The sequence below is a fragment of the Kitasatospora sp. NPDC029312 genome, from assembly GCF_055569215.1.
The window spans coordinates 35,872-60,605 of the sequence record NZ_JBVHXY010000038.1; the positions used below are offsets into that span (position 1 = coordinate 35,872).

20 protein-coding genes, 1 tRNA gene and 1 pseudogene are annotated in these 24,734 nt (G+C 71.9%); 12 read left to right on the plus strand and 10 right to left on the minus strand.

The genetic code is table 11. From position 1 onward, the window contains the following. Window positions 1-89: 89 nt before the first annotated feature. The 3 genes from ACZ4WV_RS26795 (at window position 90) to cutA (ending at window position 2,455) form a co-directional block, all read left to right on the plus strand. Window positions 90-1,058: an NAD(P)/FAD-dependent oxidoreductase gene (locus tag ACZ4WV_RS26795; protein ID WP_465750974.1), complete on the plus strand. Its 969-nt coding sequence runs from the start codon at window positions 90-92 to the stop codon at window positions 1,056-1,058. Window positions 1,059-1,096: 38 nt separating this feature from the next. Further along, window positions 1,097-2,023: a class I SAM-dependent methyltransferase gene (locus ACZ4WV_RS26800; RefSeq protein ID WP_465750976.1), complete on the plus strand. Its 927-nt coding sequence runs from the start codon at window positions 1,097-1,099 to the stop codon at window positions 2,021-2,023. Window positions 2,024-2,110: 87 nt separating this feature from the next. Continuing rightward, complete coding sequence (cutA, locus tag ACZ4WV_RS26805) at window positions 2,111-2,455, plus strand: divalent-cation tolerance protein CutA (protein WP_465750978.1); 345 nt, start codon at window positions 2,111-2,113, stop codon at window positions 2,453-2,455. A 104-nt stretch (window positions 2,456-2,559) separates the two neighbouring features. Here cutA and metG read toward each other — a convergent pair whose 3' ends face one another. The 3 genes from metG to ACZ4WV_RS26820 form a co-directional block, all read right to left on the minus strand. Beyond that, window positions 2,560-4,293 (minus strand): methionine--tRNA ligase, encoded by a 1,734-nt coding sequence (metG, locus tag ACZ4WV_RS26810; RefSeq protein WP_465750980.1) that lies wholly within the window; start codon window positions 4,291-4,293, stop codon window positions 2,560-2,562. Between the two features lie 145 nt (window positions 4,294-4,438). Then, the gene (locus ACZ4WV_RS26815) at window positions 4,439-4,639 is read right to left on the minus strand and encodes a DUF397 domain-containing protein (RefSeq protein WP_465750982.1); all 201 of its coding nucleotides are present in this window, start codon (window positions 4,637-4,639) and stop codon (window positions 4,439-4,441) included. Beyond that, a complete protein-coding gene (locus ACZ4WV_RS26820; protein WP_465750984.1) occupies window positions 4,636-5,484 on the minus strand; it encodes a helix-turn-helix domain-containing protein in 849 nt (282 codons plus the stop codon). Before ACZ4WV_RS26820 ends, ACZ4WV_RS26815 begins: the two co-directional genes overlap by 4 nt. Before the next feature lie 358 nt (window positions 5,485-5,842). Between ACZ4WV_RS26820 and ACZ4WV_RS26825 the strand changes: the two genes are divergently transcribed. Beyond that, complete coding sequence (locus tag ACZ4WV_RS26825; RefSeq protein WP_465750986.1) at window positions 5,843-5,998, plus strand: hypothetical protein; 156 nt, start codon at window positions 5,843-5,845, stop codon at window positions 5,996-5,998. A gap of 71 nt (window positions 5,999-6,069) precedes the next feature. Here the strand turns inward: ACZ4WV_RS26825 and ACZ4WV_RS26830 are convergent, their stop codons facing one another. Continuing rightward, window positions 6,070-6,672: a GNAT family N-acetyltransferase gene (locus ACZ4WV_RS26830; RefSeq protein ID WP_465750988.1), complete on the minus strand. Its 603-nt coding sequence runs from the start codon at window positions 6,670-6,672 to the stop codon at window positions 6,070-6,072. Window positions 6,673-6,819: 147 nt separating this feature from the next. Then, complete coding sequence (locus tag ACZ4WV_RS26835; protein ID WP_465750990.1) at window positions 6,820-8,103, minus strand: adenylosuccinate synthase; 1,284 nt, start codon at window positions 8,101-8,103, stop codon at window positions 6,820-6,822. A gap of 126 nt (window positions 8,104-8,229) precedes the next feature. On the opposite strand from ACZ4WV_RS26835, the gene ACZ4WV_RS26840 reads away from it, so the two are divergent. The 3 genes from ACZ4WV_RS26840 (at window position 8,230) to purM (ending at window position 12,267) form a co-directional block, all read left to right on the plus strand. Beyond that, window positions 8,230-9,216: a hypothetical protein gene (locus ACZ4WV_RS26840; RefSeq protein WP_465750992.1), complete on the plus strand. Its 987-nt coding sequence runs from the start codon at window positions 8,230-8,232 to the stop codon at window positions 9,214-9,216. A gap of 281 nt (window positions 9,217-9,497) precedes the next feature. Further along, window positions 9,498-11,081 carry an amidophosphoribosyltransferase gene (gene purF / locus ACZ4WV_RS26845; protein WP_465750994.1) on the plus strand — a complete coding sequence of 528 codons (1,584 nt, stop codon included), beginning with the start codon at window positions 9,498-9,500 and terminating at the stop codon, window positions 11,079-11,081. Between the two features lie 100 nt (window positions 11,082-11,181). Further along, window positions 11,182-12,267 (plus strand): phosphoribosylformylglycinamidine cyclo-ligase, encoded by a 1,086-nt coding sequence (gene purM, locus ACZ4WV_RS26850; protein WP_465750996.1) that lies wholly within the window; start codon window positions 11,182-11,184, stop codon window positions 12,265-12,267. 251 nt (window positions 12,268-12,518) lie between these two features. On the opposite strand, the gene ACZ4WV_RS26855 is transcribed toward purM, so the two are convergent. Both ACZ4WV_RS26855 and ACZ4WV_RS26860 read right to left on the minus strand, forming a co-directional pair. Continuing rightward, complete coding sequence (locus ACZ4WV_RS26855) at window positions 12,519-12,773, minus strand: DUF3073 domain-containing protein (RefSeq protein ID WP_465750998.1); 255 nt, start codon at window positions 12,771-12,773, stop codon at window positions 12,519-12,521. 417 nt (window positions 12,774-13,190) lie between these two features. Further along, entirely contained in the window at window positions 13,191-14,348 is a 1,158-nt protein-coding gene (locus tag ACZ4WV_RS26860; RefSeq protein WP_465751000.1) for a Glu/Leu/Phe/Val dehydrogenase dimerization domain-containing protein, read from the minus strand. Between the two features lie 207 nt (window positions 14,349-14,555). Between ACZ4WV_RS26860 and ACZ4WV_RS26865 the strand changes: the two genes are divergently transcribed. Next, window positions 14,556-15,455, plus strand: coding sequence for a DUF8083 family protein (locus ACZ4WV_RS26865; RefSeq protein WP_465751002.1), 900 nt, complete (start codon window positions 14,556-14,558; stop codon window positions 15,453-15,455). A gap of 487 nt (window positions 15,456-15,942) precedes the next feature. After that, the gene (gene bldC, locus ACZ4WV_RS26870; RefSeq protein ID WP_014137253.1) at window positions 15,943-16,149 is read left to right on the plus strand and encodes a developmental transcriptional regulator BldC; all 207 of its coding nucleotides are present in this window, start codon (window positions 15,943-15,945) and stop codon (window positions 16,147-16,149) included. A gap of 357 nt (window positions 16,150-16,506) precedes the next feature. Here the strand turns inward: bldC and ACZ4WV_RS26875 are convergent. Together ACZ4WV_RS26875 and hrpA are read right to left on the minus strand one after the other, a co-directional pair. Then, a tRNA-Asp gene (locus ACZ4WV_RS26875) sits at window positions 16,507-16,580 on the minus strand. A 106-nt stretch (window positions 16,581-16,686) separates the two neighbouring features. Continuing rightward, window positions 16,687-20,670, minus strand: coding sequence for an ATP-dependent RNA helicase HrpA (gene hrpA, locus ACZ4WV_RS26880; protein WP_465751004.1), 3,984 nt, complete (start codon window positions 20,668-20,670; stop codon window positions 16,687-16,689). Between the two features lie 141 nt (window positions 20,671-20,811). Between hrpA and ACZ4WV_RS26885 the strand changes: the two are divergent. From ACZ4WV_RS26885 to ACZ4WV_RS26895, 3 genes and pseudogenes are all read left to right on the plus strand, one after another. Next, window positions 20,812-21,329 (plus strand): annotated as a pseudogene (locus ACZ4WV_RS26885) (SigE family RNA polymerase sigma factor). Continuing rightward, window positions 21,326-22,345, plus strand: a complete 1,020-nt coding sequence (locus tag ACZ4WV_RS26890) for a hypothetical protein (protein WP_465751006.1) — start codon at window positions 21,326-21,328, stop codon at window positions 22,343-22,345. The pseudogene ACZ4WV_RS26885 and the gene ACZ4WV_RS26890 overlap by 4 nt, the downstream one beginning before the upstream one ends. A gap of 145 nt (window positions 22,346-22,490) precedes the next feature. Then, window positions 22,491-23,699, plus strand: a complete 1,209-nt coding sequence (locus ACZ4WV_RS26895; RefSeq protein ID WP_465751008.1) for a serine hydrolase domain-containing protein — start codon at window positions 22,491-22,493, stop codon at window positions 23,697-23,699. Here the strand turns inward: ACZ4WV_RS26895 and ACZ4WV_RS26900 are convergent. Beyond that, the gene (locus ACZ4WV_RS26900; RefSeq protein ID WP_465751010.1) at window positions 23,674-24,648 is read right to left on the minus strand and encodes a LysR family transcriptional regulator; all 975 of its coding nucleotides are present in this window, start codon (window positions 24,646-24,648) and stop codon (window positions 23,674-23,676) included. The genes ACZ4WV_RS26895 and ACZ4WV_RS26900 overlap by 26 nt on opposite strands. Between the last annotated feature and the right edge of the window lie 86 nt (window positions 24,649-24,734).

A 24,734-nucleotide genomic window follows, 5' to 3' on the forward strand; every position in this document is an offset into this window, starting at 1 on the left:
AGGCTCTCGCCGGAGGCTTTTGCTGGGACGGCAACAAAGCTTGCCGATACCGGAGGGCCGGTCGCAGCCTGGCGTCGGAGGTGAACGCCATGAGCGGAACGAGGACGACGGAGCGTTACGACGCGGTGGTGGTCGGCGCGGGGGCGGCGGGACTGAACGCGGCCCTGGTGCTGGGCCGGGCCCGGCGGCGGGTCGCGGTGGTGGACGCGGGCGAGCCGCGCAACGCCCCCGCCGCCCACCTGCACGGCTACCTGAGCCGGGACGGCATGCCCCCGGCGGCCCTGCTGGCGGTCGGGCGCGAGGAGGCCGCCCGCTACGGGGTGAACCTGATCGACGGGCGGGTCGAGCACATCGAACGCGCCGGAACGGCCGAGCCCGGCTTCACGGTGCACCTGGCCGGCGGGCCGGTGCTGCACGCCCGCCGGGTGGTCGTGGCCACCGGGCTGCGCGACGGATTGCCCGACCTGCCGGGCCTGGCCGAGCGGTGGGGCCGCGACGTGCTGCACTGCCCGTACTGCCACGGCTGGGAGGTCCGCGACCGCCCGCTCGGCGTGCTCGGCACCGAGCCGGGCTCGGTCGACCAGGCGCTGCTCCTGCGGCAGTGGTCGCCGGACGTGCTGCTGTTCGCGCACTCCCTGGCGCTGACCGGCGCCGACCGCGAGCGGCTCGCCGCCCGGGGCGTCCGGGTGGTCGAGGGCCGGCCCGTCCGGCTGGTCGCCGACGAGGCGCGGCTGCACGGCGTCGAGCTCGCCGACGGACGGGTGGTCCCGCGCGAGGCGGTGTTCGTCTTCCCCCGGCTGGTGCCCCGGGACGCGCTGCTGTTCGGCCTCGACTGCGCGCGGACCGACGACGGCTGGGTCACCACCGACCGGACGGGACGCACCAGCGTGCCCGGCGTCTGGGCGGTCGGGAACGTCGCCGACCCGCGCGCCCAGCTGGTCACCGCCGCCGGGATGGGCGCGGCGGCCGCCTTCGCGCTGAACCACGACCTCGTGGCGGAGGAGGTCGAGCGGGCGGTCGCCCACCACCGCGCGTCCGGCGCCGCCGTACCCGCCTGAGCGGGAAGCTCTCGTCAGCCCACCACCGGAGGAGACCGATGTCCCCGCACCAGCACCAGCAGCACCAGCACCAGCAGCACCAGTACCAGCAGCAGCACCAGCACGGCCACGGCCACGGCCACGGCCACGTCCCCGCCGCCGACCTCGACTGGGACGCCCTCGCCGCCTACCTGGAACAGGAGGCCTACCTGCGCGCCGGCGCCGTCGCCGAGGCCGCGCGCTGGCTGTCCGGCCTGGCCGGCGAGGGCGCCGTCCGGCGGGTCCTCGACGTCGGCAGCGGCCCCGGAGTGATCGCCGGGATGCTCGCCGACGTCTTCCCGGCGGCCGAGGTGGTGGCCGTCGACCAGTCGGCCGCTTTGCTGGAACGCGCCCGAGCCCGCTCCGGCGGCCGGCTGGGCACCCAACAGGCCGATCTGCCAGCCGAGTTCGACAAGCTCGGTGAGGCCGACCTGATCTGGTCCGGCAACGCGATCCACCACCTCGGCGACCAGCAGGCCGCGCTCACCGCGCTGGGCGGGCGGCTGCGCCCCGGCGGGCTGCTCGCCGTCGCCGAGAGCGGTCTGCCGCCGCGCTTCCTGCCCCGGGACTTCGGCCTCGGCCGGCCCGGCTTCCAGTCCCGGCTGGACGCGGCCCACGAGGACGGCTTCAGCGCGATGCGCGCCGAACTGCCCGACGCCACCGAGGAGATCGAGGACTGGCCGGCCATGCTGCGGCGGGCCGGACTCACCCCCAGCGGCACCCGCACCTTCCTGGTCGACCACCCGGCGCCGCTCGGCCGCCCCGTCCGCGAGTACCTGCACGCCCAGCTCGACCGCCGCCGTGACCAGCTGGCCGAGGTGCTCACCCCGGAGGACCGCGCCACCCTGGACGCCCTGCTCGACGAGGACGCCCCGGCGGGCATCCTGAACCGTCCGGACGCCTTCTACCTCTCGGCCATGACCGTCCACACCGCCCGCAGGCCCTGACCCCGGACCCCCGGGCGGGCACCCCGAGCCGCCCCGCCGCCGCGCTTCCGAGGCCGCGGCGGCGGGGCTCCGGGATACCGTCGGGGCATGACAGCGAACGACAGCACAGCGGACCGGCGGGGCTTCGTCGTGGTGACCACCACCCACGGGAGCGAGGAGCAGGCCCGGTCACTGGCCGCCGCCGTGGTGCGGGAGCGCCTGGCGGCCTGCGCCCAGGTGTACCCCGTCCGGTCGGTGTACTGGTGGGAGGGCGAGGTGCGGGACGCCGAGGAGTGGCGGATCGACCTCAAGACCCGGGCCGAACTCGCCGACCGCCTGGCCGGGTTCGTCGCCGGGCGGCACTCGTACGAAACGCCCGAGGTGATCACCGTGCCGGTGGTCTCCGGCAGCCCCGGCTACCTGGCCTGGGTGGCGGAGGAGACGGCCGGGTAGGACCTGTAGGCCCCGCCCGCCGCCACTGCACCATGCTGCCTGCCCGGCCGGCCTCCTGCACCACCTCGGCTCCGGAGCCCGGCCCCGGAATCCACGGGCGGCCCTTAGCCCTCCGTGCCGCCGAAGCGCTCCGTCCAGGCCGCCAGGTCCTCGTCCGTGATCTTGGCGAACAGCACCGGCGGCACCGTGAACGGCGTCCCGGCCGGGACGAGGTCCAGCGACCGGGCCTCCGCCGCGCCGACCCAGGTGCGGGTGGCCGCCGGAGCGTCCTCGGGCAGGGCGAAGGCGCCGCGCATCGCCGCCGCCGCGGTCGGGATGAAGGGCTCGGAGACCACCGCGTACAGGTGGATCAGGTTCATCGCCGTCCGCAGGGTCAGCGCCGCCGCCTCCGGGTCGGTCTTCACCTGCAGCCAGGGGGCCTTCTCGTCCAGGTAGGCGTTGCCGGCGCTCCAGAGCGCGCGCAGGGCCTGCGCCGCCTTGCGGAAGTTGAGTCCGTCCAGCTGGGCCTCGTAGTCGGCCAGCAGGGCGGCGATCTGCTCGCCGAGGCGCTGCTCGGCCTCGCCCGCCGGGTGGCCGCCGGGGACGTCGTCGCCGAAGCGCTTGCGGCTGAAGGAGAGCACCCGGTTGACGAAGTTCCCGAGGGTGTCGGCGAGGTCCTTGTTGACCACCGCGGCGAAGAGGTCCCAGGTGAAGCTGGAGTCGTCCGACTCGGGCGCGTGCGCCATCATGAAGTAGCGCCAGTAGTCGGCCGGCAGCAGCTCGAGCGCCACGTCGCTGAAGATCCCGCGCTTCTGGCTGGTGGAGAACTTCCCGCCGTAGTACGTCAGCCAGTTGAAGGCCTTGACGTAGTCGACCTTCTTCCACGGGCGGCGCGAGCCGAGGATGGTGGCGGGGAACATCACGGTGTGGAACGGGACGTTGTCCTTGCCCATGAACTCGGTGTAGCGGACGGTCTCGTCGGCCTCGTACCACCAGGACTTCCAGTCCCGCGGCTGGCCGGCCGGGGCCGCGTCGGCCCACTCCTTGGTGGCGCCGATGTACTCGATCGGAGCGTCGAACCAGACGTAGAACACCTTGCCCTCGGCGGCGAGTTCGGGCCACACGTCGGCCGGCACCGGGACGCCCCACTCGAGGTCGCGGGTGATCGCGCGGTCCTGCAGGCCCTCGGTCAGCCACTTGCGGGCGATCGAGGAGGCCAGCACCGGCCAGTCGTCGGCGCGGCCGGCGACCCACCGCTCGACGTCCTCGGTCAGCTCCGACTGGAGCAGGAACAGGTGGCGGGTCTCCCGGACCTCCAGGTCGGAGCTGCCGCTGATGGCCGAGCGCGGCTCCAGCAGGTCGGTCGGGTCCAGCACCCGGGTGCAGTTCTCGCACTGGTCACCGCGCGCCTTGTCGTAGCCGCAGTGCGGGCAGGTGCCGACGATGTAGCGGTCGGGCAGGAAGCGCCCGTCGGCGTTGGAGTACACCTGGCGGATCGAGCGCTCCTCGATGAAGCCGTTGCGGTGCAGTTCGCGGGCGATCTCCTGGGTGATCTCCCGGTTCTGCGGCGAGGAGCTGCGGCCGAAGTGGTCGAAGGAGAGCCCGAAGCCGTCGTAGACCGCCTTCTGGGCGTCGTGGGCCCGGGCGCAGAACTCGGCGACCGGGAGCCCGGCCTCCTGCGCGGCCAGCTCGGCGGGCGTGCCGTGCTCGTCGGTGGCGCAGATGTAGAGCACCTCGTGGCCGCGCTGCCGCAGGTAGCGGGAGTAGACGTCCGCCGGGAGCATGGACCCGACCATGTTGCCCAGGTGCTTGATCCCGTTGATGTACGGAAGGGCGCTGGTGATCAGGTGCCGAGCCATCCTCGGATGCTCCGATTTCTCCCGCACGCGCACCCCACCCGGAGTGCTGTGCCAGGCGCAGGGGTCCAGTGGGCTGCCAAGCCTACCGCCGCCGGACCCGCGTACGGGCGTGGGCGGTGCGGGCCCGTGCGCGCGGGCGCCGGGCTCACGGCCGGGTGAACTCGGCGTACCGGTCGAACTCCCCGGCCTTCACCCCGCGGACGAACGCCGCCCACTGGCGCGGAGTGGTCCGGACGATCACCTCGGGCCGGTCCGACTCCCGGATCTCCACCAGTCCGCCCGCGGTCCTGACCTCGACGCAGTCGGTGCTCTCGCCGCTGGCGGACGCCTTGCGCCACGCACTCATGCGAAGTCTTTCAGCAAGGCCTGGATGAAGAGCCGGGAATCGTCCGGCTCGAGCGCGATCGCCGCGGTCCTCTCCTTGATCAGGCGGTAGGAGACCAATTCCGCTTCGCTGTGCACGAACTTCGGCCCGTGGGAGAGGTCGATCTGGACGGTGTCCAGCTCCGGAACCGGCCCCCGGGCGAGGTACAGGCTCTCCCCGGACCCGGTGTAGGTGGGGACGCTGAACGGGATCACCCGGATTTCCACGCCTGGCCGTTCGGAATTCTCCAGCAGGCTCCGCAACTGCTCGCGCAGCACTTCCGGGCCGCCGAACTGCATTCGCAGCGCGGATTCGTGGAGGATCGCACTGTACGGCTTCGGGTGGTCGACGAAGATCCGCTGGCGCCGGATCCGGAACGCCCTCCGGACCTCCGCCTCCGCCCGGGCCTGCGGGGGGAGGCGCTCGAACACCGCGGCCGCGTACTCCGGAGTCTGGAGCAGGCCGGGGATGAAGGTGCTGTTCAGGATGGACAGCGACTCCGCGTGGTGTTCCATCTCGGCGATGTCGACGATCCCGCTGGGCATCTTGCCCCGGTAGCCGTCCCACCAGTACTTGCGCCGGTCCTGGGTCATGGCGATCAGCGCGTCCAGGTACGGGCCGTCGGGGCAGCCGCAGACGCGCGCCCAGGTCCGCAGCCGTTCGGCGCTGATGCCCGACTTCCCGTTCTCCATCTGGGAGATCTTGGGCAGGTCGGTGCCGATCGTGGCGGCCAGGGTCTTGGGCGTCACGCCCACGCGTTCGCGCATCTTGCGCAGCTCGATCCCGAGGCGCTGCTGGCGCACGGTCGGCGACAAGCGGGGTGGCATGACTCTCTTCTCCGGATCGCGGCTGGCGGTCGATGCTTCCGGTGAAGTGTGCCGTGGTGATCCGGTCCTAGCCAGCGAAACGGGGGATACCCCACGATGGAGTGAACGTTCACTCCCTCAGTAGCAACTCTGGCACCCTGACCCTATGGTCATCCGTGTCACTCACTGACTTGTTGTCGTCTAAACAGTCGCCAAGTCGCCTACAGCCCTGCCAGTCGGCCGTAATGACACGCGAGGTGCATGGTCAGGGCGTTCGGCATCACCGACCGGAGACAGCCGTGCCCCTTCTCCCGCCTCTCCGCCTTCTTCCCGGCGGGGCGCACCGCCCGCGACTTCCCCGCCGGAATTCGCCGACCCGGTGAATGCCCTTCTCGTCGCCGGATTGTCCGCGCTCCTGCTCGCCGTCCTCTTCGTAGGCTGGCTGGTCTGGCTGGTCAACGTCCAGCCCCGCGAACCACGCCCCGTGAAGGGCGAGTTCATCGCCCGCCACTCGGCTGCCGGCGAGCGGAAGTAGCCGCGCCCCGGCGAGGTCCGGGACGCCGGCCCGGGGCGGCGGACCCGCGTGCCGGAGCGGCGGCGGGGCGGTCAGCCGCGTGAAAGGCGTTCCGTCAGACGGGACTTGGCGGCCGGCCACTCGTCGGTGAGCATCGAGAAGTAGGCGCTGTCGCGCCAGCTGCCGGTGGGGCGGAGGCGGTGGCGGCGGAAGACGCCCTCGAACCGGCCGCCGAGACGCTCGATCGCCTTGCGGGAGCGCTCGTTGAGGGCGTCGGTCTTCCAGAAGACGCGGCCCATGCCCAGGTCCTCGAACGCGTGGGTGAGCAGCAGCAGCTTGGCCTCGGTGTTGACCGCGGTGCGCCAGACCGAGCGGGCGTACAGGGTGCCGCCGATCTCCACGGACTCGTCCTTGGTGCTGATGTCGTGGTACCCGGTGATGCCGACGGCCGTGCCGCTCGCGAGGTCCACGGCGGCGAAGTGCACCGCCTCGCCCCGGGCCGCCTCCGCGATGCGCTCGTCGAGGATCGCGCCGAGCTCCTGCTCGGAGCCGGGCGGGAGGGACATCGTCCAGCGCCAGACCTCGGGGTCGGAGCCGACGGTGGCCCAGAGGTCGGCGAGGTGGCGGCGGTCCAGCGGCTCCAGGCGGATGTGGCGGCCGGTGAGGGGGACGGGCGTGGGCGACTTCGCGGTCATGATCCGAACGTAGCGCGCCACTGCACTAGATGCAATGGGTTTTTGTTCTAGTTCAAACGCCGGGGGGGTGGCACGGCGAAGGGCCTGCGGGACTCGCGTCCCACAGGGCCCTCGAAGCGCTCAGCCGGTGCCGGCCAGTGCTCAGGCTCAGATGAACGAGTTGATCTGGATCGTCTCGTCCCGGCCCGGGCCGACGCCGATGGCGGAGATCGGCGCGCCGGACATCTCCTCCAGCGCCTTCACGTACGCCTGGGCGTTCTTGGGCAGCTCGGCGAAGGTCTTCGCCTTGCTGATGTCCTCGCTCCAGCCCGGCAGGGTCTCGTAGACCGGCTTGGCGTGGTGGAAGTCGGACTGGTTGTACGGGAGTTCCTCGACCCGCTTGCCGTCGATCTCGTACGCGACGCAGACCGGGATCCGCTCCCAGCCGGTCAGCACGTCGAGCTTGGTCAGGAAGAAGTCGGTGAGGCCGTTGACCCGGGTCGCGTAGCGCGCGATCACGGCGTCGAACCAGCCGCAGCGGCGGTCACGGCCGGTGGTGACGCCGCGCTCGCCGCCGATGCGGCGCAGCGCCTCGCCGTCCTCGTCGAACAGCTCGGTCGGGAACGGGCCGGAGCCGACGCGGGTGGTGTAGGCCTTGAGGATGCCGATGACCCGGTCGATCTTGGTGGGGCCGATGCCGGCGCCGGTGCAGGCGCCGCCCGCGGTCGGGTTCGACGAGGTCACGAAGGGGTACGTGCCGTGGTCCACGTCGAGCAGGGTGCCCTGGCCGCCCTCCAGCAGGACGACCTTGTTCGCCTTTAGCGCCTCGTCCAGGACGAGGGTGGTGTCGGCGAGGAAGGGCTTGATCTTCTCCGCGTAGCCCAGGTACTCCTCGACCACCAGGTCGGCCGGGATGGTGCGGCGGTTGTACAGCTTGACCAGGATCTGGTTCTTGTCGTGCAGCGCCGCCTCGATCTTCTGGCGCAGGATCGACTCGTCGAACAGGTCCTGGACCCGGATGCCGACGCGGTTGATCTTGTCCGCGTAGGTCGGGCCGATGCCGCGGCCGGTGGTGCCGATCCGGCGCTTGCCGAGGAAGCGCTCGGTGACCTTGTCCAGGGTGCGGTGGTACGGCGTGATCAGGTGGGCGTTGCCCGAGACCAGCAGCTTGGAGGTGTCGATGCCGCGCTCGTTCAGGCCGCTGAGCTCGGAGAGCAGCACGGCCGGGTCGATCACGACGCCGTTGCCGATCACCGGCGTGACGTTCGGGCTGAGGATGCCGGAGGGGAGCAGGTGCAGGGCGTACTTCTGGTCGCCGATGACCACCGTGTGACCGGCGTTGTTGCCGCCCTGGTAGCGGACGACGTAGTCGACGGAGCCGCCGAGGAGGTCGGTGGCCTTCCCCTTGCCCTCGTCCCCCCACTGAGCGCCAACGAGCACGAGTGCCGGCACAGGCGTACACCCCTTCCGGTTGGGGCATCCTGCGTAGGCCGCTGTCTGCCCCGAGATAGACGAAGCCCCTGGCGCTACGGCGCAAGGGGCTCTTGCACCGAGAGATTACCTGAGGAAGGACCGGTCGTGTCGTCCCTGTCCACGCCTGCAACCAGCGGCCCCGAGCCGATCCTGCTGCTCCTCGACCCGATGGCCCGGCAGACCGACGGCGAGTCGGTGCGGATCGCGAAGGACGTGCTCTGCGGGGGTACGGACGTGAAGGTGGCCTACCCGGAGAGTCCGTCCGAACTCGACCGGGTGCTTTCGCACCGGGGTCGGCGGCGACCGGTGGTGATCGGTTCGGACCTCGCCCTCCAGCGCGTGCTGCAAGCCCTGCATCGCCACCGTGAGCTGGGCGCGGATCCGGTGGGCATGGTTCCGGTCGGGCGGGCGGAGGACCTCGCGACGGCCCGGGCGCTCGGCGTGCCGGGGGAGCCGGTGCGGGCCGCGCGGGCGGTGCTCTGGGGTGCGCCGCGCACCTTCGACCTGCTGGTGGACGACTGCGGCGGGGTGGCCCTCGGCGGGGTGCGGATCACCGGGGCCGGCACCCGCCGTCTGGTGGGCCGTTCGGGGGGCTGGCGTTCGCTATGGGCGAAATTGGCTGCGGCCGAGCAGGGGACCGCACTCACCGACGAAGCCGTGGACCACAACCCCCGGGTCCGGGTCGAGGCGGACGGGCGGCTGCTGGCGGACGTGCACCGGCCGGTGCGGCTGGTCCAGCTGAACCTGCGCTGCGGCGGGGGCCCGAACGGCGGCCCGAACGGGGGCTCGATCGGCGGCCCGAACGGCGGTGTGGCGAACGGCGGGCGCGCGAGCGGCGACGGAATCAGCGGCGCGAACGGCGGCACGAACGGCGGCGCGAATGCCGCGGCCCACGCCCCCGCCGACGGCACGGGCGTCCTCGAAGTGGTGGTCCGGGCCTCCGGCGCGCTGGTGCGTGCCCGGGCGGCGAGCGTCTCGGTGGTGGGGCGCGGCTTCGGCTACGAGGCGGACGGCCACCAGATCGGCCCCGTCCGGGCCCGGACCTGGACGGTGCACCCGGACTCCTGGGGCCTGCTGCTGCCGGCCGCCTGACGGCCTCCGCCCACGGGCCCCCGCGTGAACCCCGGCTGAACCCCGGGTGAGCAGGCTCACGTTCGCCCGCGTCCCGCAACCGGCGCTCTGTGTACAGAACTACCCGCCGGAGCGCCCAACGGGCGCGAACCACAAGGCCAACCGCCGCCCGCCGGAATTCCCCCCACCCGAAATCCCCAGCGGGTAAGGGGTTTTGTCTACGCGCGTTACTCCCGCGCGACGGGACAACCCGGCAGTCCGGGGTTCCGGAAGCGTGTGCCAACTGCCCTAGACTCGAAGGCGTGCCACGTGGTGACGGAAGACTCAACCACGATCTTCTTCCCGGTGAGAAAGGCCCCCAGGACGCGTGTGGCGTCTTCGGTGTCTGGGCTCCCGGCGAGGAGGTCGCCAAGCTCACGTTCTTCGGCCTTTACGCCCTGCAGCACCGCGGTCAGGAATCCGCGGGCATCGCAGTGAGCAACGGCTCCCAGATTCTCGTCTTCAAGGACATGGGACTCGTCTCCCAGGTCTTCGACGAGGCCTCGCTGGGGTCGTTGCACGGGCATATCGCCGTCGGACACGCCCGCTACTCGACCACCGGTTCCTCGGTCTGGGAGAACGCCCAGCCGACCTTCCGGGCGACCGTGCACGGTTCGCTGGCCCTCGGGCACAACGGAAACCTGGTGAACACCGCCGAACTGGCGGCCATGGTCGCCGAACTCCCCGGCGAGGAGCACGTTTCCCGCTCCGGCCGGAGCGCCGCGACCAACGACACCGACCTGGTGACCGCGCTGCTGGCCGGCCACCCGGACCTCTCCATCGAGGAGACGGCCAAGGTCGTGCTGCCCGAGGTCAAGGGCGCCTTCTCGCTCGTCTTCATGGACGAGCACACCCTCTACGCCGCCCGCGACCCGCAGGGCATCCGCCCGCTGGTGCTCGGTCGGCTGGAGCGCGGCTGGGTGGTCGCCTCCGAGACGGCGGCGCTGGACATCGTCGGCGCCTCCTTCATCCGCGAGGTCGAGCCCGGCGAGCTGATCGCCGTCGACGAGAACGGCCTGCGCACCTCCCGGTTCGCCGAGGCCAAGCCCAAGGGCTGCGTCTTCGAGTACGTGTACCTGGCCCGACCCGACACCTCCATCGCCGGCCGCAACGTCCACCTCTCCCGCGTGGAGATGGGCCGCCGCCTGGCGAAGGAGGCCCCGGTCGAGGCCGACCTGGTGATAGCGACGCCCGAGTCCGGCACCCCTGCCGCGATCGGCTACGCCGAGGCCAGCGGCATCCCGTACGGCTCCGGCCTGGTGAAGAACGCCTACGTGGGCCGCACCTTCATCCAGCCCAGCCAGACCATCCGCCAGCTCGGCATCCGGCTCAAGCTGAACCCGCTGCGCGAGGTCATCGCCGGCAAGCGCCTGGTGGTCGTGGACGACTCGATCGTGCGCGGCAACACCCAGCGCGCTCTGGTGAAGATGCTGCGCGAGGCCGGCGCCGCCGAGGTGCACATCCGGATCTCCTCGCCGCCGGTGAAGTGGCCCTGCTTCTTCGGCATCGACTTCGCCACCCGCGCGGAGCTGATCGCCAACGGCATGACCATCGAGGAGATCGGCCGCACCCTCGGCGCGGACTCGCTCGCCTACATCTCGATCGACGGCATGATCGAGGCCACCAAGCAGCCCAAGGACAGGCTCTGCCGGGCCTGCTTCGACGGCGAGTACCCGATGGAGCTGCCGGACCCGGCGCTCCTCGGCAAGCTCCTGCTGGAGGCCGAGATCAAGGGCGGCCGGCAGGAGCCCGCCGTGCGCGGCAAGCCGACCAGCGGCAGCGACCTGGACGGCGTCCAGTCGCTGCTCGGCGGGGCGGGCGCGGCCGACGCGCTGCGCAGGCCGTAAGCGCTCCCACGGTGGGGCCCCGCGAACCGGGGCCCCACCGCCGTTCCACCCCCCTCCGCTGTACGAACCACCCCCACCAGACCCGGAAGGGCCGCACGCAGTGACCTCCAACCAGACCGGTGCCACCTACGCCGCCGCCGGCGTCGACATCGAGGCGGGCGACCGCGCCGTCGAGCTCATGAAGCAGTGGGTGAAGAAGGCCGACCGCCCCGAGGTGGTCGGTGGGCTGGGCGGCTTCGCCGGCCTCTTCGACGTGTCCGCCTTCAAGGACTACCAGCGGCCGCTGCTGGCCTCGGCCACCGACGGCGTGGGGACCAAGGTGGCCATCGCGGCCGCCATGGACAAGCACGACACCATCGGCCACGACCTGGTCGGCATGGTCGTGGACGACATCGTGGTGTGCGGCGCCGAGCCGCTGTTCATGACCGACTACATCTGCGTCGGCAAGGTCGTCCCGGAGCGGGTCGCCTCGATCGTCAAGGGCATCGCCGAGGGCTGCGCCCTGGCCGGCTGCGCCCTGGTGGGCGGCGAGACCGCCGAGCACCCGGGGCTGCTCGGGCCGGACGAGTACGACGTCGCGGGCGCCGGCACCGGTGTCGTCGAGGCCGACGAGCTGCTGGGCGCCGCGCGCGTGCGGGCCGGCGACGTGGTGATCGCGATGGCCGCCTCCGGCCTGCACTCCAACGGCTACTCGCTGGTCCGGCACGTGCTGCTGAACGAGGCCGGCTGGAAGCTGGACCGCAAGGTCGAGGAGTTCGGCCGCACCCTCGGCGAGGAGCTGCTGGAGCCGACCCGGATCTACTCGCTGGACTGCCTGGCGCTGATCCGTGCCACCGAGGTGCACGCCTTCTCGCACGTCACCGGTGGCGGGCTGGCGGCCAACCTGGCCCGGGTGATCCCGGAGGGCCTGCACGCCCGCCTGGACCGCGGCACCTGGACCCCGCTGCCGGTCTTCCGGACCGTCGCGGAGGTCGGCAAGGTGGCCACCCTGGAGATCGAGAAGACGCTCAACATGGGCGTCGGCATGGTCGCGGTCGTCCCGCCGCACTCGGTGGACGTGGTGCTGTCGCTGCTGGAGGACCGCGGCGTCGAGGCCTGGCTGCTCGGTGACGTCGTCGAGCGCACCGACGGGCACGACGGCGGCGCGGCCCTCTACAACGCCTACGAGGGCTTCACCGCGGGCTGACGGTCCCCGGGCCGTCTGGAAGCCGTCGCCCAGGCCCTGGCGGCCCCCACTGAGCCGCCGAAGGCTCCGAACGAGCGAGAGGGCCCCTCCGGTACGCCGGAGGGGCCCTCTTCGCGTCCGCGGAGCGGTGCGTCACGGGCGGCGGCGCTACCGGGCGGCGTCACGGGACTGCTGCCGTACGGGGCTGCGCGGGAACGCCGAAGACCGGCCCGGCGCTCGAGGCGCCCGGACCGGTCCGGTGATGCTGTGGGTTACGAGCGGCGGGAGGCCCGAGACGACCCGGCACCCGGCTCGTTGTCGTCCTCGTCGTCGACGGCGCCGTAGCGGGCGGCGTACTCCGCGTACGGGTCGTCGTCCTCTTCCTCGATCGGCTCAGGGTCGATCGAAGCGGTGGACGGCGATACGCCCAGCTCGTGGGACAGACGGTTAGCGTCGAACCCGCCGCTGTTGTACTTCAGCTCGCGGGCGACCTTCGTCTGCTTGGCCTTGGCCCGGCCGCGCCCCATGGGTCGACCCCCTCAACGATGGGGCTCACGGCCCCGAGTCTGACACGTGTTCATGATCAGGACCGGCCTGCCCGAATGGGAGGACCGTCCCTTGGAGCATTAACGGTACCTGTTTCCGCCGCTGGACGGTACGTCGTCGGTGTGACGTGGCGCGCACCGCCCGCACCCGAGACCGGGTCTGCCCAGGTCAGGGGATGTTTTGCGGCGTTTTGCACGCTGTCCGTAGGTGTTCGAGGTCCGTCGTTCCAGGACCGATTATCCCCCCTAGGGAGGCGTCGGATCACCCGTTCGGGCGGAGAAGTGAGAATCCGGTTCCACATCGTGATGCGCGGGGGGCCACTAAGTGGTCCCCCGCGCATCCGGGGCGGACGGGGGAGGGCGGGCCCCCCGCGCATCCGGTCACCGCGACCGGGGCGGTCAGGCGCGGCGGGCGCCCGGCAGCAGGACCGTGCGCAGCGCGCTGATCTCGCGCATCCGCTTCTCGGCGAGGCGGTCGGCGGCGACCGCCGGCGGAATGCCGTCGGCGGCGGCCCGGGTGAAGATCTCCAGGGTGGTGTCGAAGATCTTGGTGGCCTTGTTCTTGGCCCGCTCGAAGTTGAAGCCCTCGATCTCGTCGGCGACCTGGATCACGCCGCCGGAGTTCACCAGGTAGTCCGGGGCGTAGAGGATGCCGCGGTCGGCCAGGTCCTTCTCGACGCCCGGGTGGGCCAGCTGGTTGTTGGCGGCGCCGCAGACGATCGAGGTGCCGAGCTCGCCGAGCGCGGCCACCGAGGCGTCGGTCAGCGCGCCGCCCAGGGCGCAGGGGGCGTAGACGTCCAGCTTGGCCTGGAGCAGGGCGGCGGTGTCGGCGACCACCTCCACCTCCGGGTGGGCGGCGCGCACGCGGTTGACGGCGGCCTCCGAGACGTCGGTGATGACGACGGTGGCGCCGTCCGCGACCAGGTGGCCGACCAGGTAGTGGCCGACCTTGCCGACGCCCGCGACACCGACGCGCTTGCCGCGCAGGGTCGGCTGGCCCCAACGGGCCTGGGCGGAGGCCCGCATGCCCTGGAAGACGCCGAAGGCGGTCAGGATGGAGGAGTCGCCGGCGCCGCCGTGCTCGGGCGAGCGGCCGGTCACGAACTCGGTCTCGCGCGCGATGACGTCCATGTCCTGGACGTAGGTGCCCACGTCGCAGGCGGTGACGTAGCGGCCGCGCAGGGACTCCACGAAGCGGCCGTAGGCGCGGAGCATCGCCTCGTTCTTGTCCTTCTCCGGGTCGCCGATGATGACGGCCTTGCCGCCGCCGAGGTCCAGCCCGGCCAGCGCGTTCTTGTAGGACATCCCGCGGGAGAGGTTCAGCGCGTCCTCCAGGGCCGCCTCCTCGGAGGCGTACGGGAAGAAGCGGGTGCCGCCGAGGGCCGGGCCCAGCGCGGTGGAGTGGATCGCGATGATCGCCTTGAGTCCGGAGCTGCGGTCGTGGCAGAGGACGACCTGCTCGTGGCCGTCGCCGAGGGCGCCGTCCTGCTCGGTACGGAAGATCCTGCTGAGCACTCCGGGTGCGGGGTGCGAGGCGGGGGTCTGCACGTCGGTCACTGTGGTGACTCCAGTAAGGAAGGCCCGCTGCTGTGGTGCGGGCGCCTAAGGCGAAGCGTAGTCGCGTGCCGGGTGCCGATCCGCCCTCTTGTCCGAGCTTGTACCGGTTGTCCGAGGAGTGAGACGAGGGGTCGTCAGCGGTGCGCGCGCGAACCGTTCGGCGCCGTGCCCTCCCCGGCCCGGGCGGCGCGTGCGACCATGCAGGACGTGACCGTCGTACGCACCTCCGTACAGCCGCCCTACGCCGCCCACCTGCGCGTCTACGAGCCGCTGGCCGCGTACCCGGAGCCCGAACGGGCGCGTTGGCAGGCGTACGCGGCGGAGCACGGCCCGGACGCCGCGGAGGCGGCGCGGCCGGTGGCGGCGGCGGTGCTGGAGGAGCAGCGGGCGGCACTCGCGGAGCTGGCCGCCCGGACACCGCGGGCGCTGCCGGAGCGGGAGAGCGGGCGGGCGTACCTGCGGGCCGTGGACGGCGTACTGTACGTGTGCCCGTGGGCGACCAGGCTGCGCAGCTGGCAGGCGCTGGAGGAGCTGCGGGAGGGGGCTCCGGTGGCCCTGCTGGACACCGCGGTGCCACCGGTGGTCCGGGCGGCCGCCGAGGTGGATCGGGAGCGCTGGCTGGCCGAGCACCCGGACGCCCGGCCGTGGATTCTGACCAGCCGGTGGGAGGTGCCGGTGAGCTGGTTCCTGCCGTTCGGGGACGAGGACCGGTGCTTCGTGCCGGGGGGAGCGGAGGAGGAGGGGGAAGGAGCGGGGGAGCGGCCGGCGGCGCTGTTCTACCTGGTGCCGATGGCCCAGGCGCGGCGGCGGGTGGCGCGGGCCTTCCGGGCGCTGCGCGAGGCGGTGCCGGACGGGCGGTTGACGCGGGGGGCGGAGCAGGTCGGGCGGTGGCTGGAGGAGTTCCATCCGCGTTCGCTGGTGGAGCTGGACTACGGGGGGCTGGTGCATCTGCTGGGGCCGGAGCGGTTGTTGGCGGACCGTTCGGCGGGGGAGCTGGAGGAGGGGCTGCGGGCGCTGCGGGCCGGGGACACGGCGGAGGCGCTGCGCGTGTACGCGGAACTGACGGGGCGGTGGCGCCGGGTGCAGGCCCTGCGGCACGCGAACTGACGTCCGACCGGCCGTGTATGACTGTGTCGGGCCCTTGGTCCGTGACCGTGCTGACCAAAGTCCCGGTTCGGGTCAATAGCTGCCGAACGTGACACTACTCACCGTTGACGCGAACTTACCCCTATGTGCAAAAATGGGACAACCAGCCCCACTTCACGTGAGCGTGCCCACTTTTGGGTGGTTCTGGAGTCGATGCGTGCTTTGCGGGGAAACGGAGGGTCTGGTCCCCTCGTAACCGGACGTTACTGGCGCGTGACTGTCCGTTATGGGGTGGTCCATCGCCATCCGTCGGCCTTGAACCCGTGAGGGGTCAATTTTGGCGGTTTGGTCGATAGGGCTGGACGGATGGTGTAGTTGTAGACACCAGGACAAGCCGTTCGTCCTATAACCGACTCGGCCCGTCTATGCCATTTCGGGCATCGCGGGCCAAGGTGCAGAATTTGAAGGATAGAACCGCCCTGGTTCGGTTCTCCCGAGGAGGCCGCTCATGACCGCTCGTACCCCTGATGCTGAGCCCCTGCTGACGCCGGCAGAGGTTGCCACCATGTTCCGCGTGGACCCGAAGACGGTCACCCGCTGGGCCAAGGCCGGCAAGCTGACGTCGATTCGCACGCTCGGCGGTCACCGCCGTTACCGTGAGGCGGAGGTGCGCGCTCTGCTGGCCGGGATTCCCGCCCAGCGCACTGAGGCCTGATAGGCCAAAGGCTCTTTAAAGGGGCCGCCAACCGGACTCCGCCGGGTCCGGTTGGCGGTCCCTTTGTCGTGCTCCGCGGTCGTACTCCGGAGGCCTTCCAGCCGTCGGAATGTTGAACTCCGCATAACGATTTGATGCTCACGGGGTGGGGGGGATTTACAGTGAATAGAAGTGCAATTTTACATATTAAATTAGTGGCGTCTCTCGCAGGCCGTTCCGGGCCCGATCTCCGGAGGGGTCGCGTGGCGACCGTCACACGCACTGTCACTTGCGAGCAGGACCCGGTCCGAGGTAGTACCGGACGACGAAAAGCGAGAGGCCCGGAACCTGACGGTTCCGGGCCTCTCGCGCTTACGGCGATCCCGACGGGACTTGAACCCGCGACCTCCACCTTGACAGGGTGGCGAGCTAACCAACTGCTCCACGGGACCAGAGTTTTCTGATCTCGTTCACTCGCTTGCCGCGCTGCGAACAAGACAGATCGTAGCCCATGGCGGGCCCCCAGGTCGAACTGGCTCCTGAAGGCCCGCCCACAGCTCAGAGCGTGGCCCGCGCGGCGTCCATCGCCTTCATGATCCGCTTCTCCGAGACCGGGCTCGGCGTGCCCAGCGACTGGGCGAAGAAGCTGACCCGCAGCTCCTCGATCATCCAGCGGATCGCCCGGACCTCCTCGGAGGGCTGCCGCCCGGCCGGCACCGCCGCCAGCAGCTCCCCGTACGCCTGCTGCACCTGCTGCACCTTCAGCAGCTGCTGGGCGTCCCGCTGGGGGTGGTTGGGCAGCGCCTCCAGCCGGCGGTCCACCGCCAGCAGGTAGCGCTTGAGGTCCGGCAGCCGCTGCCAGCCGGTGGCCGTCACGAAGCCCGGGTGCACCAGCGAGGCCAGGTGCAGCCGGACGTCGTTCACCGCGTTCAGCAGCACCGGGCTGCTCACCGTCTTCAGCCGGGTCGAGGCCTTGTGGAAGGCGATCAGCGCGGTGGCCGTCTTCAGCGTGGTGTCCGCGGACAGGTCGTAGAGGTCCGCGCGCACCTTGTCGTGCAGCTTGCCGAAGGCCGCCTCGTCCCAGGCCGGGCCGCCGGCCAGGGCCATCAGCCGGTCCGTCGCGGCCGACACGACGTCCTCGAACAGGGCGCCGATCGAGCCGTGCGGGCTGTGCGACAGCGCCAGCTTCGCCTGGTTGCCCAGCCGCCCCTGGATCGACTTGGCGGGGGAGTTGACCGTCAGCATCAGCAGTCGGCGGGTGCCCTCCCACATCGCCTGCTCCTGCGCCTGCGGGGTGTCGAACAGCTTGACGCCCACCGACCCGCCCTCGTCCACCAGCGCCGGGTAGGCGCGCAGTGAGTGGCCGCGGGAGCGCTGCTCGAAGGTGCGCTGGAGCACCGGCAGGCCGGCCGGCCACGCGGTCAGGCCGCTCTGCTCGATGCCCTGGCCGGAGGCCGCCGAGGAGAGCGTCTCCTTGAGCTTCGGCTTGAGCCGCAGCCGCAGCTCCTCCAGGTCCTTGGACTCGGCGAGCTTGCGGCGGCCGTCCACCACCCGGAAGGTCACCTTGAGGTGGTCCGGCACCCGGTCGTCGTCCCAGGCCTCCGGCGGCACGGTGACGGCCGTCAGACGCTTCAGGGCGCGCTCCAGGGACGGCAGCAGGGGCTCCTGGCGGTCCTTCACCTCGCGCAGCGCCGCCTTGGCGAAGTCCGGCGCGGGCACGAAGTTGCGCCGGATCGCCTTCGGCAGCGACTTGATGTAGGCGGTGACCAGTTCCTCCCGCAGCCCGGGGATCTGCCAGTCGAAGCCCTCCGCGGTGACCTGGTTGAGCACCGGCAGCGGGATGTGGACGGTCACGCCGTCCGCGTCGCTGCCCGGCTCGAACTGGTAGGTCAGCTTGAAGCGCAGCTTGCCCTGCTGCCAGTAGTCCGGGTAGTCGGCCTCGGTGACGCCGTCCGCGGCGTCGTTGATCAGCATCGACTTCTCGAAGTTCAGCAGGTCCGGCTGCTCGTGCCGGGTCTTCTTCCACCAGGAGTCGAAGTGCCGGGTGGAGACGATCTCGTCGGGCAGCCGGGCGTCGTAGAAGTCGAAGAGGGTCTGGTCGTCCACCAGGATGTCCCGGCGGCGGGCCCGGTTCTCCAGCTCCTCGACCTCGCCGAGCAGCTTGCGGTTCTCGGCGAAGAACCGGTGGTGGGTCTCCCAGTCGCCCTCGACCAGGGCGTTGCGGATGAACAGCTCCCGGCAGAGCTCCGGGTCGATCCGTCCGTAGTTGACCTTGCGCTGGGCCACGATCGGCACCCCGTAGAGGGTCACCTTCTCGTACGCGAGGACGGCGCCGGCCTTCTTCTCCCAGTGCGGCTCGCTGTAGCTGCGCTTGATCAGGTGGCCGGCCAGCGGCTCCACCCACTCCGGCTCGATCTTCGCGTTGATCCGCGCCCACAGCCGGGAGGTCTCCACCAGCTCGGCCGACATCACCCAGCGCGGCGGCTTCTTGAACAGGCCGGAGCCCGGGAACACCGCGAAGCGGGCGCCGCGCGCACCGGCGTATTCGCGCTTCTCCACGTCGTACAGGCCGACGTGGGAGAGCAGGCCGGCCAGCAGCGACTGGTGGATCCGGTCGGCGTCCGGCTCGGCGTCCGGATGCGGCTCCTCGATGGTGACGCCCAACTGCTTCGCCACGGTGCGCAGTTGGGTGTAGACGTCCTGCCACTCCCGTATCCGGAGGTAGTTCAGGAACTCGGCCTTGCACATCCGGCGGAAGGCCGAGGACGACAGCTCCTTCTGCTGCTCCCGGACGTAGCGCCACATCGCCAGGTAGGAGAGGAAGTCCGAGGTCTCCGAGTTGAACCGGCGGTGCCGGTCGTCGGCGGCCTGGCGCTTCTCGGCGGGCCGCTCCCGCGGGTCCTGGATGGAGAGCGCGGCGGCGATCACCATGACGTCGCGTACGCAGCCGTTGCGGTCCGCCTCCAGCACCATGCGGGCCATCCGCGGGTCCACCGGCAGCTGGGCGAGCTTGCGGCCGAGCGGGGTCAGGCGGTCGCGCGGGTCCTTTTCCTCCGGGTTCAGCGCGCCCAGCTCGTGCAGCAGGTGCACGCCGTCCTTGATGTTGCGGGAGTCCGGCGGGTCCAGGAACGGGAAGGCGGAGATGTCGCCGAGACCGGCCGCGGTCATCTGCAGGATCACCGAGGCCAGGTTGGTGCGCAGGATCTCGGCGTCGGTGAACTCGGGACGGGAGAGGAAGTCCTCCTCCGAGTACAGCCGGATGCAGATGCCGTCCGAGGTGCGGCCGCAGCGGCCCTTGCGCTGGTTGGCGCTGGCCTGGCTGATCGCCTCGATCGGCAGCCGCTGCACCTTGGTGCGGTGGCTGTAGCGGGAGATCCGGGCGGTGCCCGGGTCGATCACGTACTTGATGCCGGGGACGGTCAGCGAGGTCTCGGCCACGTTGGTGGCCAGCACGATCCGGCGCAGGTTGGAGCGCTGGAACACCCGGTGCTGCTCGGCCGAGCTCAGCCGGGCGTACAGCGGCAGGATCTCGGTGCCCCGCAGCTTGAGCCTGGTGAGGGCGTCGGCGGTGTCACGGATCTCGCGCTCGCCGGAGAGGAAGACCAGGATGTCTCCCGGGCCCTCGTCCTGGAGCTCCTGGGCGGCGTCGCAGATCGCCTGGATCTGGTCCCGGTCGCGGTCGGCCTCGGCCGTGTCGTCGTCGTCCGCGTCCTCAGTGATCGGCCGGTAGCGGACCTCGACCGGATAGGTGCGACCCGACACCTCGATGACCGGGGCGTCGCCGAAGTGCCGGGCGAAGCGCTCCGGGTCGATGGTCGCGGAGGTGATCACGACCTTGAGGTCGGGGCGGCGGGGGAGCAGCTGCTTGAGGTAGCCGAGCAGGAAGTCGATGTTGAGGCTGCGCTCGTGCGCCTCGTCGATGATCAGGGTGTCGTACTGGCGCAGGTCGCGGTCGGTCTGGATCTCCGCCAGCAGGATGCCGTCCGTCATCAGCTTGACCAGGGTGTCCTGGCCGACCTGGTCGGTGAACCGGACCTTCCAGCCGACCGCCTCGCCCAGCGGGCTGTTCAACTCCTCCGCGACGCGTTCGGCCACCGTCCGGGCGGCGATCCGGCGCGGCTGGGTGTGGCCGACCAGACCGCGCACGCCGCGGCCGAGCTCCAGGCAGATCTTCGGGATCTGGGTGGTCTTGCCGGAGCCGGTCTCGCCCGCGACGATCACCACCTGGTGGTCCCGGATCGCCGCCAGGATGTCGTCCTTCTTCTGGCTGACCGGCAGCTCGGCGGGATAGCTGATCTCCGGGACGGCGCCCCGGCGCCGCTCGACCACCAGCTCGGCGCGGTCGATGTCGGCGGCGATCTCGGCGGCGATCTTCTGTCGGGCCTCGGGCTTGCGGACCCGACGGGCCCCCTCCAGCCGGCGCCCGATCCGCACCTGGTCGCGCAGGGTCAGCTCGGGCAGGCGGGCGGCCAGCTCACCGATGCCGGGACCCTCGGCGGGTGCGGGGGCGGACTGGACTGCGGGAGAACTCACTGCGGGCATCCCTCTAGGTTCGCAAGGAGGTACGGCGGAGCGCACCTCGGTTTTCGAGCCCCTCCAGTGTCACAGCCGCCGGTGCGGAATCGCGAACGCCGGGCAACGGTCCGGGGCCGCCGCGGGCTCCGGAAGGGCGAGGGGGTGTTCATGGGAGAGCGGAAGAAGGGCCGGGACGAGGAGTTCCGGGCATTCGCCGGCAGCGCGTGGTCAGGCTGCTGAGGGCGGCGTACCTGCTCGCGGGCGAGCGGCACGGCGCCGAGGACCTGGTCCAGCAGGCGCTGGAGCGGACGTACGTGGCATGGGAGAAGGTCCGGGCGGCCCAGGATCCGAACGCCTACGTGCGCCGGATCCTGGTCAACGAGCACGCCCGGAGGTTCCGGCGCAGATTGACCGAGTACCTGGTGTCGGCCGTCCCGGAACGCCCCGCGCCGGCCGAGGGCGACGCGGACGACCGGGCCGCCTTGCTCACCGCATTCGCCGCCCTGCCACCGCGCCAGCGGGAGGCCGTGGTGCTGCGGTACTGGGAGGACCTCACCGAGACCCAGACCGCCGCGGCGATGGGCTGCTCGGTCGGGACGGTGAAGAGCCAGGCGGCCAAGGGGCTGGCCAAGCTCCGGATGGCCCCCGCACTGAGCGAGCTGACGACTGTGGGAGGCGGAAGATGAGGACGGAGTCCATGTACGGGGACGACCACGCGGGTGTTGTGGGTACGGCGGGTACGGCGGGTGCGGCGGGTGCGGCGGGTGCGGCGGAGGCCGCAAGGGCCGCGGAGGCCGCGGTTTCGTGGGAGCTGAGCGATCTGGCCGGGCGCATCGAGACCTCCCCGGTCCCGTACGACCGGCTGGTCGCCGGCGGTCGGCGCAGGCTGCGGCGCCGGCGCCTGCTGACCGGAGCGGCGGCCGCGGCGATGGTCGTCGCGGTGACCGTGGCGGGGGCGGCGTTCGGCGGGCACGGACCGGGGGCGGGCGGTGCCTCGACCGTGGTGGCCGCGTCGTCCACGGCGGCTCCGTCCACGGCGGCTCCGTCGACGGCCGCCGCCTCCGTTGCCGGGACGCCCTCGGGCACTCCGTCCGCCTCGGGCGGCCCGACCGGGGCCGCGCGGGACCCGTTCACCCCGATGCGGACCAAGGTCGGTGAAGGGACGGCGAACGGCCGCACCTGGCAGGCCTGGGTCGCCATGTGGCCGGCTCCGGCCACCGGGCAGGACGCTCTCCAGCAGGACCGACTGATCAGGGCGGAACGGCTCACCGCCAACCCGGACCCGAAGTCGTCGTTCCCCCGGGGCAGCGACGGGAAGTGGGTCCCGCACTACGACCTGGCGAACGTGTACTACACCGTGGACGGCAAGCGGCAGGCGGACGACGCCGTGTTCCCGGTCGACGAGCCCGGCAACCCGCACGTGGGGACCGTTTGCGGGGCCGCGTCGCTCGGCCTCCAGGACCGGAAGAAGTCAGGGCTCCCGCCGGTCGTGATCGAAGAGGTCATGCCCGACGTGGCGAAGGTCGTGATCACCTGGGACACCGGCGGCTCCACCGAGGCGGTGCCGGTCCGGATCGGGGACTCCGGGCTCCGCTGGTACGGGATCATGGCCAAGCCGGACTCCGCTGCCAAGACCTACACCACGTACGCCGCGGACGGCTCCGTCCTGCGAACCACCAGCGAGTGGCTCCGCACCGACTGAGCCGGCTGCCGGTTGCCGCGGCTGCCGCCGTTTTCCCGCTGCCGTTCTTTCCGCCGCCTTTCCCGCCGCCGATTGTCAGTGCCGTGCGTCACAGTGGTCTCCAGTGCGGGTGACAAGGCGTCAACGCGGGGTGAGGAGGTTTCCGATGAGCGGCGCGACGGGATTGTCCGAGGGTCGGCTGGGCCGGATGCGGGAGGTGCTCACCCGGCACGTCGAGCAGGGCCAGGTGCCGGGCCTGGTGGCCGCCGTGGCGCGGGACGGCGACACGCACGTCGAGGTGCTCGGCAGCGGGGACACGGCCGGCACCGCCCCGATGCGGCGGGACACCCTGTTCCGGATCGCCTCGATGACCAAGCCGGTCACCGCGGTGGCCGCGCTCACCCTGGTCGAGGAGTGCCTGCTGCGGCTGGACGACCCGGTCGACGACTTGCTGCCCGAGCTGGCCGACCGCAGGGTGCTGCGCCGCCCGGACGGCGAGCTCGCCGACACCGAGCCCGCCGTCCGGGCGATCACCCTGCGGGACCTGCTCACCTTCGGGCTCGGCTACGGCTTCGCGATGCTCCCGCCGACCGCCCCGATCGTCCGGGCCACGGCCGAGCGCGGCGTCGACGTCCGGCCGCCCCGGACGGACTACCCCGAGCCGGACGAATTCCTGCGCCGTCTCGGCGAGTTGCCGCTGCTGCACCAGCCCGGCGCGGGCTGGCACTACCACACCGGCTCGACCGTCCTCGGCATCTTGCTCGCCCGCGCCTGCGGCAAGCCGCTCGGCGAGGTGCTGCGCGAGCGCGTCCTCGACCCCCTCGGCATGCGCGACACCGGGTTCACCGTGCCCGCCGACCAACTGCACCGGCTCCCCGTCGAGTACGTGCGCGACCGCGCGAGCGGCCGGCTCGTCCCGTACGACGACCCGGACGACAGCGCCTGGGCCCGGCCGGCTCGCCTCGACGACGGCGGCGGCGACCTCGTCTCGACGCTGGACGACTACCTCGCCTTCGCCCGGATGCTGCTGGCCGGCGGCGAGAGCGCCGGGGGCGTGCGCGTCCTCTCCCGCCCGGCCGTCGAGCTGATGACCACCGACCACCTGGGCTCCACCCGACTCGCCGCCGCCGCACCGCTGCTGGGGCGGGACGAACTCACCGGCTGGGGCTTCGGCGTGTCCGTCGCCACCCACCGCACCGGCTTCGCCGGCCCCGGCCGCTACGGCTGGGACGGCGGGCTCGGCACCGTGTGGTTCAACGACCCGGCGGAACGACTGACCGGCGTCCTGCTCACCCAGCGGATGTTCGAGAGCGCCACCCCGCCGGCCGTGGCACGGGACTTCGAGGTGCTCAGCTACCAGGCCGTGGCGGGGTGAGCGCGGCCTCGTCGGCGTCCGGCAGCCAGTCACGGGCCGGGTCGTACTCCAGCCACCGGCTGCGAGCCGCCTCGGCGGTGAACGCCCTTAGCAGCGGCTCCAGTTGGGGGTGGAGGTCGGTGGCCCGGTCGGCCTGCCAGAGCAGCGACCAGGCGTAGAGCGGGGTCGGGTCGGCGAGCGGGACGGTGCGTACACCGGGGCGGTCGGGCAGCGGGTTGTCGGCGGGCACCAGGGAGAAGCAGGACGGGTCGGTCCCGACCTGGTCGACGAAGTGCTCCAGGCCGAGATTGGTCGAGCCGACCCGGTCGGTGATGCCGAAGCGGGTGGCGAAGCGGGTCAGGAAGTCCAAGCGGTCCACCGCCGCCGGGTAGCGCAGCACACTGCCGCGCAGCTCGGCCGGGCACAGGGCGTCGCGGCCGGCCAGCGGGTGGTCCACGGAGAGCAGGGCGTCCACCGGCTCCAGCCGCACCAGGCGGTGCGTCAGCCCGGCGTCACCGCCGTCCGGCAGGGCGTGCACCCGGCCGAACCCGGCGTCCGACTCCCCGCGCAGCACCGCCGCCGCGACCGACGGCAGGTCCCGCCCCGGCACCGGCTCCACCTCCAGGCCGGGCGCCGCGTCCACCGCCTGGGCGAGCGTGCGCATCGGCGCGTACAGGTGCCCCCACACGTCGATCCGCAGCGGACGCCCCGCGCCCTGCACCGAGGCCACCGCCCGCTCACCCTGCGCCAACACCCGCCGGGCCGGCTCCAGGAACCGCTGCCCGGCCGTCGTCAGGGCCACGCCGCGGGCGTCCCGCTCCAGCAGCCGCACCCCCAGCGCCGCCTCCAGCCGGGCCACCCGCTTCGAGAGCCCCTGCTGGCTGATCCCCAACCGCCCGGCGGCCCGCCCGAAGTGCGACTCCTCGGCGGTCACCACGAACGCCCGCACCTGCCCCAGATCCAGATCCACCCGGGCACCCTAAGCCGTGCCGCCGGCTCCCGGGCCTCCCGCTCCCCTCTCGCCCCTTCTGCCTTTCTCAGCTTCGCTCGACAACC

What these genes read in the sequence shown, in the direction of transcription:
- ACZ4WV_RS26795 (WP_465750974.1), top strand. Translation starts at nt 90, where the DNA reads ATGAGCGGAACGAGGACGACGGAGCGTTACGACGCGGTGGTGGTCGGC.
- ACZ4WV_RS26800 (WP_465750976.1), top strand. Translation starts at nt 1,097, where the DNA reads ATGTCCCCGCACCAGCACCAGCAGCACCAGCACCAGCAGCACCAGTAC.
- cutA (WP_465750978.1), top strand. Translation starts at nt 2,111, where the DNA reads ATGACAGCGAACGACAGCACAGCGGACCGGCGGGGCTTCGTCGTGGTG.
- metG (WP_465750980.1), bottom strand. Translation starts at nt 4,293, where the DNA reads ATGGCTCGGCACCTGATCACCAGCGCCCTTCCGTACATCAACGGGATC.
- ACZ4WV_RS26815 (WP_465750982.1), bottom strand. Translation starts at nt 4,639, where the DNA reads ATGAGTGCGTGGCGCAAGGCGTCCGCCAGCGGCGAGAGCACCGACTGC.
- ACZ4WV_RS26820 (WP_465750984.1), bottom strand. Translation starts at nt 5,484, where the DNA reads ATGCCACCCCGCTTGTCGCCGACCGTGCGCCAGCAGCGCCTCGGGATC.
- ACZ4WV_RS26830 (WP_465750988.1), bottom strand. Translation starts at nt 6,672, where the DNA reads ATGACCGCGAAGTCGCCCACGCCCGTCCCCCTCACCGGCCGCCACATC.
- ACZ4WV_RS26855 (WP_465750998.1), bottom strand. Translation starts at nt 12,773, where the DNA reads ATGGGGCGCGGCCGGGCCAAGGCCAAGCAGACGAAGGTCGCCCGCGAG.
- bldC (WP_014137253.1), top strand. Translation starts at nt 15,943, where the DNA reads ATGACCGCTCGTACCCCTGATGCTGAGCCCCTGCTGACGCCGGCAGAG.
- hrpA (WP_465751004.1), bottom strand. Translation starts at nt 20,670, where the DNA reads ATGCCCGCAGTGAGTTCTCCCGCAGTCCAGTCCGCCCCCGCACCCGCC.
- ACZ4WV_RS26890 (WP_465751006.1), top strand. Translation starts at nt 21,326, where the DNA reads ATGAGGACGGAGTCCATGTACGGGGACGACCACGCGGGTGTTGTGGGT.
- ACZ4WV_RS26895 (WP_465751008.1), top strand. Translation starts at nt 22,491, where the DNA reads ATGAGCGGCGCGACGGGATTGTCCGAGGGTCGGCTGGGCCGGATGCGG.